This is a genomic window from Mycobacterium novum, assembly GCF_010726505.1.
Taxonomy (GTDB): domain Bacteria; phylum Actinomycetota; class Actinomycetes; order Mycobacteriales; family Mycobacteriaceae; genus Mycobacterium; species Mycobacterium algericum.
Genome location: NZ_AP022562.1, coordinates 3,859,958 through 3,872,596 on the forward strand (window position 1 = coordinate 3,859,958; position 12,639 = coordinate 3,872,596).

A 12,639-nucleotide genomic window follows, 5' to 3' on the forward strand; every position below is an offset into this window, starting at 1 on the left:
CGGCGTTGCCGCCGTCGCCGCCGACCCCGAACAGCCAGCCGCCGACGCCGCCGTCACCGCGCGCGCACCGGCGCCCCCGTCACCCCCGTCGCCACCGTTACCGAAGAGGCTCAGCGCCGCCCCGCCGTGGCCGCCGGCCTCACCGCTCCCGGTGGCGTCCCAGCCGTCGCCCCCGTCGCCGAACAACAAGCCTCCGTCGCCGCCATTGGGGTTCTCGGCCGTTCCGGCGGCGCCGTCACCGATCAGATAGAGCCCGGAGAGCTGGTTGACGACGCCGGCGATCTGCTGCCCGAAATCGCTGTTGACCCACTCCTCGATACCGGTGTGCAGGGGTTAGATGACCCACTGCTGAAACGACGCCTCGGCGGCGGCCGCGAACATGTCCGGGTCGGCGAACCAGGCGCCGATGTCGAAATCCTCGGCGCAGGCCTGCGGTGCAGTGGTCAACGAGGCGATTCCGACGGCCAGGAAGGCCCCGACCGCCGTCCCCGCGCCGGTGACCCGATGCCGAGCATTCTTAGATTTCACACTGCGATTGCACAGGTTGTCGGGGGCATAAAGACCTCCACAACGTTGTGAGTGATCTCATAATTATCACGGTTATCGCCGGCGCGAGCGTGATTGGCGCAGCAAGTACCGCGCACGGTGCGGCCGCACCGACACGGTGGCCGTAGACTCGGCACGCGAACTTTTCTCCAGTAACAGTGAGGTAGGGCGGCATGAGCGGCCATTCCAAGTGGGCCACCACCAAGCACAAGAAGGCCGTCATCGACGCTCGTCGCGGCAAGAACTTCGCTCGGTTGATCAAGAACATCGAGGTCGCGGCGCGCGTCGGCGGTGGTGACCCGTCGGGCAACCCCACGTTGTATGACGCCATCCAGAAGGCCAAGAAGAACTCGGTTCCCAACGACAACATCGAGCGGGCGCGCAAGCGCGGTGCCGGTGAGGAAGCCGGCGGCGCGGACTACCAGACCATCACCTACGAAGGCTACGGACCCAACGGGGTTGCGGTGCTCATCGAGTGCCTGACCGACAACCGCAACCGCGCCGCCAGCGAGGTGCGGGTGGCGATGACCCGCAACGGCGGCACCATGGCCGACCCGGGCTCGGTCGCCTACCTGTTCAGCCGCAAGGGCACGGTCACGCTGGAGAAGAACGGCCTGACCGAGGACGACGTGCTGGTCGCGGTGCTCGATGCCGGCGCCGAGGATGTCAACGACCTGGGCGAGAGCTTCGAGGTGATCTCCGAGCCGGGCGATCTGGTGGCGGTGCGCACCGCGCTGGTCGACGCCGGCATCGACTACGACTCGGCCGAGGCCAGCTTCCAGCCGTCGGTCAGCGTCCCCGTCGACGTCGAAGGCGCCCGTAAGGTGTTCAAGCTGGTCGAGGCGCTCGAAGACAGCGACGACGTACAGAACGTCTGGACCAACGTCGACCTGTCCGATGAGGTGCTGGCCGCCCTCGAGTCCGAGTAGCGCCAGTGGCGACGATTCATTTCATCTCGGGACTGCCCCGGTCGGGCTCGACGCTGCTGGCTGCGCTGCTGCGGCAGAACCCGCGATTCGAAGCCGGGATGTCGGGCCCGCTGGCCGGATTGTTCGGCGCCCTGCTCGGCGAGATGAGCGCCCGCAACGAGTTCTCGGTGTTCATCGACGACGCCAAGCGGGAGCGCATCCTGCACGGGCTGTTCGACAGTTTCTACGCCGACTGCCCAGCCGACGTGGTCTTCGATACCAACCGGGGGTGGTGCGGCTGGATGGCGGCGGTCTCGCGGCTGTTCCCGGACGCCAAGGTGATCGCCTGCGTGCGGGAGTTGCCGTGGGTGGTCGACAGCATCGAACGGCTGATCCAGCGCAACGTGTTCACGCCGTCGTCGATCTTCGGCTTCAACCCCGGTGGCACCGTCTACACCCGCGCCAACGGCGTGGTGGGACAAGACGGCATGGTCGGCGCGGCCTACGACATGCTCAAACAGGCCTGTTTCGGCGCACAGCGCGACCGGCTGCTGGTGGTGCAGTACGAGACGCTGACCGCCGAGCCGGCCCGCACCATGCGGGCCATCTACGACTTCATCGGTGAGCCGATGTTCGAGCACAGCTTCGACCACATCGACTACGACGTCACCGACTTCGACGAACGGGCCGGCACGCCGGGGTTGCACACGGTGCACAGTGAGGTCAGGGCGCAGCCCCGCGAGACCATCCTGCCCCCGGACCTGTTCAACCGGTTCGTCAACGATGCGTTCTGGCGCGACCCGGCCGCCGTCCCGGCGGGCTTGCGGGTGGTGTGACGGCGGTACGATCCGCTGCCGCCCCGCGTGTCCTGCCCGGGACTGTCGCCCCCGCCCGCTACTGTTCGAACAGATGTTCACTACGGTAGGGAGTTGGCGGTGCGGGTGATGGGTGTCGACCCCGGGCTGACGCGCTGCGGGTTGTCGGTGGTGGAGGGCGGCAGCGGACGCCAGGTCATCGCCCTGGACGTCGACGTGGTGCGCACCCCGGCCGATCAGCCGCTGCCGCAGCGACTGCTGATCATCAGCGACACCGCCGAGCACTGGCTCGACACCCACCGCCCGGACGTCGTCGCCGTCGAGCGGGTGTTCTCCCAGCAGAACGTCTCCACCGTGATGGGCACCGCCCAGGCGGGCGGCGTGATCGCGGTGGCGGCGGCCCGGCGCGGCATCGACGTGCATTTCCACACCCCCAGCGAAGTCAAGGCCGCGGTGACCGGCAACGGCTCGGCCGACAAGGCGCAGGTGACCGCGATGGTCACCAGAATCCTCGGATTGCAGCAGAAGCCCACACCCGCCGACGCGGCTGACGCGCTGGCGCTGGCGATCTGCCACTGCTGGCGTGCCCCGATGATCGCGCGGATGGCCGCCGCCGAGGCAATGGCCGCCGAGCAGCGACGCCGCTATGCCGCCAAGCTCAAGGCGGCTCGGGCATGATCGCCTCGGTGCGCGGTGAGGTCATCGACATCGCACTCGACCATGTGGTGATCGAGGCGGCCGGTGTCGGCTACAAGGTGATGGCCACTCCGGCGACACTCTCGACGCTGCGTCGCGGCACCGAATCCCGGTTGATCATCGCGATGATCGTGCGCGAGGACTCGATGACGCTGTACGGATTCCCCGACGCCGACGCGCGGGACCTGTTTCTGACGTTGATCGGGGTGTCGGGGATCGGGCCCAAAATCGCGCTGGCCGCGCTGGCGGTCTACGACGCGACCGCGCTGCGCCGGGTGCTGGCCGACGGCGACGTCACGGCGCTGACGCGGGTGCCCGGGATCGGCAAACGTGGCGCCGAGCGCCTGGTGCTGGAACTGCGCGACAAGATCGGACCGGTGGCGGCCCCCGACGGGGCCGTGTTCAACGGCCATGTGGTGCGCGCACCGGTGGTGGAAGCCCTTGTCGGCCTGGGGTTTGCGGCAAAACAGGCCGAAGACGCCATCGACAAGGTGCTGGCTGAGTCTCCGGACGCCAGCACATCCGACGCGCTGCGCACCGCGCTGAGCCGGCTGGGGAAGATCAAGTGAGCGAACCCGGCACGGCGGATGACCGCGAGGTGTCGCCGGCGTTGACGGTCGGCGACGGCGATGTCGAGGCGGGCCTGCGCCCGCGCAGCCTGGCCGAATTCATCGGCCAGCCCCGGGTGCGCGAGCAGTTGCAGCTGGTGATCGAGGGCGCCAAGAACCGTGGTGGCACACCGGATCACATCCTGCTGTCGGGTCCACCCGGGCTGGGCAAGACGTCGCTGGCAATGATCATCGCCGGTGAACTGGGCAGTTCGTTGCGGGTGACGTCGGGGCCCGCGCTGGAACGTGCCGGCGACCTGGCTGCGATGCTGTCGAATCTGGTCGAGCACGATGTGTTGTTCATCGACGAGATCCACCGCATCGCCCGGCCGGCCGAGGAGATGCTTTATCTGGCGATGGAGGATTTCCGGGTCGACGTCGTGGTGGGCAAAGGACCTGGGGCGACGTCGATTCCGCTGGAAGTGGCGCCGTTCACGCTGGTCGGGGCGACCACCCGCTCCGGTGCGCTGACCGGCCCGCTGCGGGACCGGTTCGGGTTCACCGCGCACATGGATTTCTATGAGCCGGCCGAGCTGCAGCTGGTGTTGGCCCGATCGGCGACGATCCTGGGCATCGAGCTCGGCGACGAAGCGGCCGCCGAGGTTGCGCGGCGCTCGCGGGGCACCCCGCGGATCGCCAACCGGCTGCTGCGCCGGGTGCGGGACTACGCCGAGGTGCGCGCCGACGGGGTGATCACCCGCGACGTGGCCAAGGCCGCGCTGGCCGTTTACGACGTCGACGAGCTGGGTCTGGACCGGCTCGACCGGGCGGTGCTGTCGGCGTTGACCCGAAGTTTCGGCGGCGGCCCGGTCGGGGTGTCCACCCTGGCGGTCGCGGTGGGCGAGGAAGCGGCCACGGTGGAGGAGGTCTGCGAACCGTTTCTGGTGCGCGCCGGGATGGTCGCGCGCACGCCGCGGGGCCGCGTCGCGACGCCGGCGGCCTGGACGCATCTGGGCATGGTCCCGCCGGCCGGAGCCGCCGGGCTGGGCATACCGCCCGGTTACGGGGAGCAGGGACTGTTCGAGACCGACTGAACGGCCCGGTTACAGCTTGCCCAGCTCGCCGGCCAGCACGTCCAACCCCTCGGCCAGCAGTTCGTCGCTGATGGTCAGCGGCGGTAGCAACCGCAACACATTGCCGAACGTGCCGCAGGTCAACACGATCACGCCGGCCCGGTGGCAGGCCGACGCCAGCGCCTTGGTCAGCTCCGCGTCCGGTTCGGTGCTGTCGCGCCGCACCAACTCGACGGCGATCATGGCGCCGCGGCCGCGAACATCGGCGACGCGGTCATCGTCGGCCTGCAGCCGGCCCAGTCTCTCGAACACCAGCCGCTCGATCTGCCGGGCGCGGCCCACCAGATCGTCGGCGGCCACGGTGGCGAACGCCCCCAGCGCCGCCGCACACGCCAGCGGGTTACCGCCGAACGTCCCGCCCAGGCCGCTGACGTGGGGAGCGTCCATGATCTCGGCACGACCGGTGACCGCCGCCAGCGGCAGCCCGCCGCCGATGCCCTTGGCGGTGCAGATCAGGTCGGGCTCGATGGGTTCGTGTTCGCAGGCGAACATCGCCCCGGTGCGTGCGAACCCGGTCTGCACCTCGTCGGCGATGAAGACCACGTCGTTGTCGCGGCACCATGACAACAGTGCGGGCAGGAAACCCGGTGCCGGAACGATGAACCCGCCCTCGCCCTGGATCGGTTCGATGACCAGCGCGGCCAGGTTGTGGGCGCCGATCTGGTTCTCCAGCACAGCGATGGTGCGCTCGGCGGCCCGCTCGCCGTCGCTGCCCAACTCCTTGTCGATCAGGGCGTCACGGTAGGGGTAGGAGGTCGGTGCGCGGTAGATGTCGGGCGCGAACGGCCCGAACCCGCTCTTGTACGGCATCGACTTGGCCGTCAGTGCCATCGTCAGGTTGGTGCGGCCGTGGTAGCCGTGGTCGAACGCCACCACCGCCGACTTGCGGGTGTAGGAGCGAGCGATCTTGACGGCGTTCTCCAGGGCTTCGGCGCCGGAATTGAGTAGCAGCGAACGCTTCTCATGGGCGCCGGGGGTGAGCCGGTTCAGCGCTTCGGCGACGGCCACATATCCCTCGTAGGGCGTGACCATGAAGCAGGTGTGGGTGAATTCACCGGCCTGCTCGCGCACCCCTTCGACGACGCGCGGTGCGGCGTTGCCGACGGTGGTCACCGCGATGCCCGAGCCCAGATCGATCAGCCGGTTGCCGTCGACATCCTCGACGATGCCCCCGCCGGCGCGGGCCGCGTAGACCGGCAGCGTGCTGGCCACGCCGCGAGCGACGGCCGCCGCGCGGCGGCTTGCCAGCCGCACCGAACCGGGGCCGGGAATCTCGGTGGCCAGGTGACGGCTCTGCTGCAGTGGCGACACAGACATGGGCTGTCTCCTCAGCGGTTGTTGCGGCGGTTCAGACTTGGCCGAGTGGCCGGCAGGCATTGCCGAACGGGTTCCACCATTCGCCGGGCGGGCAGTCCAGCGGCGTGGGGCCCTGGCCGAGGGGCATGCAGGTGTTGGTGCTCGGCTCCCAGTACTGGCCTTCCGCGCAGTCCAGCGGCGTGGGGCCCTGGCCGAGTGGCATGCAGGTGTTGGTGCTCGGCTCCCAGTACTGACCGCCCGGGCAGTCCAGCGGTGCCGCCGATCCGACGGCGGGCATCGCGATCGCACCTACCGCCAGGGGGGCCGCCGCCAGCGCAACGGCGGTAGCCAGACCACATGCGAAATTCCTCATCGCCGACCTTCCCTCGAGACTTCTGACCCCCGATTTCTCCCACAGCCTAGGGGGCCAACCGCAGTACCGACTCGGAGTCGTGCGACACAATGGCAGACTGTTGTCATCACAGCCGCCGTCGCACGTGAACCGGCGCGCAAGACCAGTACCTGAACTCGAAAGATCGGTTGTCGTCATGAATAGCATGGTTGCCTTCCTGCCGCTGCTCATCGTCATGGGCGCGTTTATGTTCTTCGCCTCGCGGCGGCAGAAGCGTGCGATGCAGGCCACCATCGACCTGCACGAGTCACTGCGGGTGGGGGACCGGGTCCACACCACCTCCGGGATGGAGGCCACGATCACCGGTATCACCGACGACAACGTTGATCTGGAGATCGCGCCCGGCGTGGTGACCACCTGGATGAAGCTGGCGATCCGCGACAAGATCGAGCCGGAGGACTTCACCGCCGACGCGGCGGTCGAGCAGGCCACCGAAGACGCCTAGCGACGATCGCGAGCGCGGCGGAGCCGGGCGCAGCGGGTCGTCGCCATGAGGCCGGACGCCGACGCGCCCAACGCCTGCCCGACGAGCGAGCCCGGCAGCCGGGCACGTACCCTTTTGCGGGTGCAGTCGAACTAATCGTCGGGAACGGACCGAGCGCGGACCAGCCCCGACGACCGCGAGTGCGCATCGTGCAATGAGCGAAGGAGACTGAAGCAACGTGGCATCGCCTTCGGCGCCGGTGCGCCCTGCCCGCAGTCTGGCGGTGTTCCTGGCAATGCTCATCGGTGTCTACCTGCTGGTGTTCCTGACCGGAGACAAGCTGGCCGAGCCGAAACTCGGCATTGACCTGCAGGGCGGCACTCGCGTGACGCTCACTGCCCGCACCCCGGACGGCTCCGCCCCGACCCGTGACGCGCTCAACCAGGCGCAGCAGATCATCAGCGCGCGCGTGAACGGCCTGGGCGTGTCGGGCTCCGAAGTCATCATCGACGGCAGCAACCTGGTCATCACGGTGCCCGGCAGCGATGGCAACGAAGCGCGCACCCTCGGGCAGACAGCCCGGCTCTACATCAGGCCGGTGATCAGCGGGGTGTCGGTGGAGGAAGCCAAGCAGGCCGGCGGCGGTCAGATGCCGGGACTTCCCGGCGGACCCCGGCAACCCGGCCTCCCGCCGGGAATCCCCGGTGTCCCCGGCGGTGTGCCCGGTGTCCCCGGCGGTGTGCCCGGTGCTCCGGGTGGCATGCCCGGTGTTCCGGGTGGCAGCCCCGGCCTGCCCGGGTTGCCGGCCACCGGTGGCCAGCTCCCCTCGGGCGAATCGGGCCTGCCGGGCGGCTCCGGTGCAGGCGGCGAGGGTTCCCTGGGCGGCAACGGCGGCCCCCTTCAGCAACCGCTGTTCCCGCCGGCTCAGCCGCGGCCCTATCCGCAGGAACCGGCTCCCGCTCCGGGCACCACCTCGGAGAGCCCCGAACCGGAGGACACCACCGAGACCACAACGCCGGGCGTCTCCGAGACCCCGGGGCCCACTCAACCGGGCGCACCGGCCGAGCCGCCGATCCCGGGTGCCCAACTGCCGGGCCTGCCCGGTCTGCCGGGCATGCCGGGCGTCCCGGGCCAGCCCGGCCAGCCGCAGGGCCTGGCGGCTCGCATCGCCGCCGAGAAGCGGTTGCGGCAAAGCGACAACAAGGTGGTGCAGGCGCTGGCGCTGCAGATCCAGGCCAGCCGCTGCGACAAGGAAGACATCCTGGCCGGCAATGACGACCCGGACCTGCCGCTGGTGACCTGCTCTCAGGACCATCAGACCGCCTACCTGCTGGCGCCGTCGATCATCAGCGGTGACCAGATCGCCGACGCCAGCTCGGGCATGGACCAGCGCAGCGGCTCCAACATCGTGCAGGTGCAGTTCAAGAGCGGCGCGGCCGACGTCTGGGCCGACTACACCGCGGCCCACATCGGCACCCAGACCGCGTTCACGCTGGACTCGCAGGTGGTCAGCGCACCGCAGATCCAGGAGGCCATTCCCGGCGGTCGGACCCAGATCACCGGCGGCTCACCGGGGTTCACGCAGGACGAGGCGCGCCAGTTGGCCAACGTGTTGAAATACGGTTCGCTGCCGCTGTCGTTCGAGTCCTCGGAAGCCGAAACCGTCTCGGCCACACTGGGAATGACGTCGCTGCGGGCCGGCCTGATCGCCGGCGCGATCGGCCTGCTGCTGGTGCTGGTGTATTCGCTGCTCTACTACCGGGTGCTCGGGGTGCTCACCGCGCTATCGCTGGTGGTCGCCGGCGCCATGGTCTACGCGATCCTGGTGCTATTGGGCAGATACATCAACTACACGCTCGACCTGGCCGGCATCGCCGGCCTGATCATCGGCATCGGCACCACCGCCGACTCCTTCGTGGTGTTCTTCGAACGCATCAAGGACGAGATCCGCGAAGGCCGGTCCTTCCGCTCCGCGGTGCCACGCGGATGGACCCGGGCCCGCAAGACCATCGTGTCCGGCAACGCGGTGACCTTCCTGGCCGCGGCGGTGTTGTACTTCCTGGCGGTCGGCCAGGTGAAGGGCTTCGCGTTCACGCTGGGGCTGACCACCATCCTCGACCTGGTGGTGGTGTTCCTGGTGACCTGGCCGCTGGTCTATCTGGCGTCCAAGTCGCCGACGCTGGCCAAGCCGAGCTACAACGGCCTCGGCGCGGTGCAGCAGGTCGCACGCGAGCGGCGGGCGGTGGCGAGATCGGGTGGCAGACCCGCAGCCAAAACGGGCGCGCGGGTGACCGCCCAGTCGACGGGACAGGGATAGCCAGATGGCCAAACCGAGCACCAGCAGCGGCGCGAAGCGCGCCACGAAGTCCGCGAAAGACGAGGCAGGCGCGGTCGAACTCACCGAGACCGGCACCGCCGTGGAGGAGACGGCCCGCAAGGCCACCGGCGCCCCGCGGCCGCCGCAACACGGCTTCCTGTCGCGGCTCTACACCGGCACCGGCGCGTTCGAGGTCATCGGTAAGCGGCGGATGTGGTACGCGATCAGCGGCGCGATGGTCGCGATCGCCATCCTGAGCATCCTGATCCGCGGCTTCACCTTCGGCATCGACTTCGCCGGCGGCACCAAGGTGTCGTTCCCGCGCGGTGACACCTCGGTCACCCAGGTCGAGCAGGTGTTCCGCGACACCGTCGGCAGCAGTCCCGAATCGGTGGTCGTGGTCGGCAACGGCAGCTCGGCGACCGTGCAGGTCCGCGCCGAGACGCTGACCAACGAGCAGACCGATAAGCTGCGCGACGCACTGTTCGACGCGTTCCAGCCGGTCGGCCCCGACGGGCAACCCAGCAAGCTGGCGATCAGCGACTCGGCGGTGTCGGAGACCTGGGGTGGGCAGATCACCCAGAAGGCCGTGATCGCGCTGGTGGTGTTCCTGCTGCTGGCGTCGCTCTACATCACCGTGCGCTACGAGTGGTACATGACCCTGGCGGCGATGATCTCGATGGTCTTCGACGTCGTCGTCACCGCCGGGGTGTATTCGCTGGTCGGGTTCGAGGTCACTCCCGCCACCGTGATCGGCTTGTTGACCATCCTCGGGTTCTCCATCTACGACACCGTCATCGTGTTCGACAAGGTCGAGGAGAACACCCACGGCTTCGAGCACAAAACCCGGCGCACCTTCGCCGAAGAGGCCAACCTGGCGGTCAACCAGACCTTCATGCGGTCGATCAACACCAGCCTGATCTCGGCGCTGCCGATCATGTCGCTGATGGTGGTCGCGGTGTGGCTGCTGGGGGTGGGAACGCTCCAGGACCTGGCGCTGGTGCAGTTGGTCGGCGTTGTCGTGGGCACCTATTCGTCGATTTATCTGGCCACACCGCTGCTGGTCACGCTGCGAGAACGCACCGAACTGGTGCAGAACCACAACCGTCGGGTGATGCGGCGGCGTAAAGCCGTGGCGGGTTCGAAAACCGCGCCGGCCGACGACGCGGCCGATGTCGACGAGGGGGAGACGACCGAGAACGCGGCCGTCAGCACCGCTGCGACGCCGGCAGCCCCGGCGCCGGGCGCCAAGCCGGTCCGCCCGACCAGCCGGCGCACCCAGCGTCCGACCGGCAAGCCGGGCGCCGGACGGTAACGCCGATGGCGGCCCGCTGGCGGCGCGCGGCGACGTGGGTAGCGGCGACCACCACCGCGTTGGGCGCCTGGTCGGTGTCGGCATGTACCAGCGCCACCGTCGATCAGATCGACTACGCCGTCGACGGCGGCCTGATCACCTACAACACCACCTCGGTGACCGGCGCCGCTTCGGCTGGGCCGCAAGCGTTCTCCCGGACCCTGACCGGCTTCGGCTACCACGGCCCGGACGGGCAGATCGTTGCCGACCACGACTTCGGCAGCATCTCGGTGGTGGGCCGCGCCCCGCTGGTGCTGGACTACCAGATCGCCGAGGCGGCGGTCTACTCCGACGGCAAGCCGATCACCTGTGATGACCTGGTTCTGGCCTGGGCGGCGCAATCCGGGCGGTTCGGTGGCTTCGATGCCGCCAGCCGAGCCGGCTACCTCGATATCGAGCACATCGAATGCCGGCCCGGGGCCAAGAAGGCCCGGGTGTCGTTCTTCCCCGACCGCAACATCGTCGACTACGAGGAACTGTTCACCGCGACGTCGATGATGCCGTCGCACATCCTCAACGACCTGCTCGGGCTGAACATCACCGAGGCGATCCTGGGCAACGAACCGCCGGCCGAGGAGGTCGTGGCCAAGATCGCCCATGCCTGGAACACCACGTGGCAACTCGACGCCAATGCCGATCTGGGGCACTTCCCGTCGTCGGGGCCCTACAAGATCGACTCGGTGCTCGAAGGCGGCGCCGTCGTGCTGGTTGCCAACGACCTGTGGTGGGGCGCCAAGCCGGTGACCAGACGGGTCACGGTGTGGCCGCAGGGCGCCGACATCGCCGACCGCGTCAACAAACGCGTGGTGGAGGTCGTCGACGTGGCGACCGGGTCCGCCGGGTCGGTGATCACCCCCGACGACTACCAGAGCAGCGACAGTCCGTCGGGCGGCATCGAGCAGCTGATCTTCGCTCCCTCCGGCCCGCTGGCGGAGATCCCGGCGCGCCGGGCGGTGGCGCTGTGCACCCCGCGGGATGTCATCGCCCGCGACGCCGGGGTGCCGATGGTGAACTCGCGGCTGAACACGGCCATGGACGACGCGTTCGACCAGGCCGAGAACGTGCCCGAAGCCCAACAGTTCGCCCAGGCCGACCCGAACGCCGCCCGGGACACGCTGGGCGGCAAACCCCTGACGGTGCGGATCGGCTACCGCGGCCCCAACACCCGATTGGCGGCGGTGGTCGGGGCCATCAGTGCCTCCTGCGCGCCGGCCGGCGTCACCGTCACCGAGGTGGCATCCGAGGGCATCGGACCGCAGTCACTGCGGGAGGGGCAGATCGACGTACTGCTGGCCAGCACCGGCGGGTCCACCGGTAGCGGGTCGACCGGATCGTCGGTGATGGACGCCTACGAGCTGTTCAGCGGCAACGGCAACAATCTGTCCGGGTACCACAACGATCAGATCGACGGCATCATCTCCGCGCTGGCGGTGACCGCCGATCCGGCGGACCTGGTCCGGCTGCTGGCCGAGAGCGCCCCGGTGCTGTGGGCGGACATGCCGACGCTGCCGCTCTACCGGCAGCAGCGCACCCTGCTGTCATCGAAGAAGACCTACGGCGTCGCGGCCAACCCCACCCGTTGGGGTGCGGGCTGGAACATGGACCGCTGGGCGCTGCAACAGTGAAAGCCGCCGGGCGGCCGGCCGACGATGTCGCCGGGATCATCGCGTCGTTGACCCGCGAGGTGGCCGACTTTCCCACCCCCGGAATCGCGTTCAAGGACCTGACCCCGGTATTCGCCGACGCCGCCGGACTGGCGGCGGTCACCGCGGCGCTGGCTCAGGTCGCCGCCGGAGTGGACCTGGTGGCCGGCATCGACGCCCGCGGGTTTCTGCTGGCCGGGGCCATCGCCGACCGGCTCCACGTAGGTGCGCTGGCCGTGCGCAAGGGCGGCAAGCTGCCGCCGCCGGTGCTGTCGGAGGCCTACCAACTCGAGTACGGCCAGGCCGTGCTGGAGATCCCGGCCGACGGGATCGACCTGGCCGGCCGCCGGGTGGTGATCGTCGACGACGTGCTCGCCACCGGCGGTACCCTGGCGGCCGCGCAACGGTTGTTGCGTCGCGCCGGAGCCGAGGTCGCTGCGGCCGCGGTGGTGCTGGAGTTGGCCGATATGGGCGGGCGCGCCGCGGTGGCGCCGCTGCCGCTGCACAGCCTGCTTGCGCTTTAGCCGATATTCTCGTGGTCGGAGGT

13 protein-coding genes and 1 pseudogene are annotated in these 12,639 nt (G+C 69.3%); 10 read left to right on the forward strand and 4 right to left on the reverse strand.

The window, feature by feature from the left end; genetic code table 11:
- Positions 1-117: 117 nt before the first annotated feature.
- Together G6N19_RS21710 and G6N19_RS18240 are read right to left on the reverse strand one after the other, a co-directional pair.
- A pseudogene (locus tag G6N19_RS21710) lies at positions 118-189 on the reverse strand (PE-PGRS family protein); the annotation flags it as partial.
- A gap of 144 nt (positions 190-333) precedes the next feature.
- On the reverse strand, positions 334-528 hold the full coding sequence (locus G6N19_RS18240; RefSeq protein WP_013829313.1) for a hypothetical protein: 195 nt from the start codon (positions 526-528) through the stop codon (positions 334-336).
- A gap of 191 nt (positions 529-719) precedes the next feature.
- On the opposite strand from G6N19_RS18240, the gene G6N19_RS18245 reads away from it, so the two are divergent.
- From G6N19_RS18245 to ruvB, 5 genes are all read left to right on the forward strand, one after another.
- Positions 720-1,475 carry a YebC/PmpR family DNA-binding transcriptional regulator gene (locus tag G6N19_RS18245; protein WP_013829312.1) on the forward strand — a complete coding sequence of 252 codons (756 nt, stop codon included), beginning with the start codon at positions 720-722 and terminating at the stop codon, positions 1,473-1,475.
- Positions 1,476-1,480: 5 nt separating this feature from the next.
- Positions 1,481-2,290, forward strand: a complete 810-nt coding sequence (locus G6N19_RS18250) for a sulfotransferase family protein (protein ID WP_013829311.1) — start codon at positions 1,481-1,483, stop codon at positions 2,288-2,290.
- Between the two features lie 99 nt (positions 2,291-2,389).
- On the forward strand, positions 2,390-2,947 hold the full coding sequence (gene ruvC / locus G6N19_RS18255) for a crossover junction endodeoxyribonuclease RuvC (RefSeq protein ID WP_013829310.1): 558 nt from the start codon (positions 2,390-2,392) through the stop codon (positions 2,945-2,947).
- On the forward strand, positions 2,944-3,534 hold the full coding sequence (gene ruvA, locus G6N19_RS18260; RefSeq protein WP_013829309.1) for a Holliday junction branch migration protein RuvA: 591 nt from the start codon (positions 2,944-2,946) through the stop codon (positions 3,532-3,534). Before ruvC ends, ruvA begins: the two co-directional genes overlap by 4 nt.
- Positions 3,531-4,607, forward strand: a complete 1,077-nt coding sequence (gene ruvB / locus G6N19_RS18265; protein ID WP_013829308.1) for a Holliday junction branch migration DNA helicase RuvB — start codon at positions 3,531-3,533, stop codon at positions 4,605-4,607. Before ruvA ends, ruvB begins: the two co-directional genes overlap by 4 nt.
- Before the next feature lie 9 nt (positions 4,608-4,616).
- Here the strand turns inward: ruvB and gabT are convergent, their stop codons facing one another.
- A complete protein-coding gene (gene gabT / locus G6N19_RS18270) occupies positions 4,617-5,957 on the reverse strand; it encodes a 4-aminobutyrate--2-oxoglutarate transaminase (protein WP_041319927.1) in 1,341 nt (446 codons plus the stop codon).
- 37 nt (positions 5,958-5,994) lie between these two features.
- A complete protein-coding gene (locus tag G6N19_RS18275) occupies positions 5,995-6,315 on the reverse strand; it encodes a hypothetical protein (RefSeq protein WP_083037428.1) in 321 nt (106 codons plus the stop codon).
- Between the two features lie 175 nt (positions 6,316-6,490).
- On the opposite strand from G6N19_RS18275, the gene yajC reads away from it, so the two are divergent.
- From yajC to G6N19_RS18300, 5 genes are all read left to right on the forward strand, one after another.
- Complete coding sequence (gene yajC / locus G6N19_RS18280) at positions 6,491-6,799, forward strand: preprotein translocase subunit YajC (protein WP_041318096.1); 309 nt, start codon at positions 6,491-6,493, stop codon at positions 6,797-6,799.
- A 217-nt stretch (positions 6,800-7,016) separates the two neighbouring features.
- Positions 7,017-9,095 carry a protein translocase subunit SecD gene (gene secD / locus G6N19_RS18285; protein ID WP_013829304.1) on the forward strand — a complete coding sequence of 693 codons (2,079 nt, stop codon included), beginning with the start codon at positions 7,017-7,019 and terminating at the stop codon, positions 9,093-9,095.
- A 4-nt stretch (positions 9,096-9,099) separates the two neighbouring features.
- Positions 9,100-10,410, forward strand: a complete 1,311-nt coding sequence (gene secF / locus G6N19_RS18290) for a protein translocase subunit SecF (RefSeq protein WP_193465397.1) — start codon at positions 9,100-9,102, stop codon at positions 10,408-10,410.
- A 5-nt stretch (positions 10,411-10,415) separates the two neighbouring features.
- Positions 10,416-12,074 carry an ABC transporter substrate-binding protein gene (locus tag G6N19_RS18295; protein WP_013829302.1) on the forward strand — a complete coding sequence of 553 codons (1,659 nt, stop codon included), beginning with the start codon at positions 10,416-10,418 and terminating at the stop codon, positions 12,072-12,074.
- Entirely contained in the window at positions 12,071-12,616 is a 546-nt protein-coding gene (locus G6N19_RS18300; RefSeq protein ID WP_013829301.1) for an adenine phosphoribosyltransferase, read from the forward strand. Before G6N19_RS18295 ends, G6N19_RS18300 begins: the two co-directional genes overlap by 4 nt.
- The last annotated feature ends 23 nt before the right edge of the window (positions 12,617-12,639 follow it).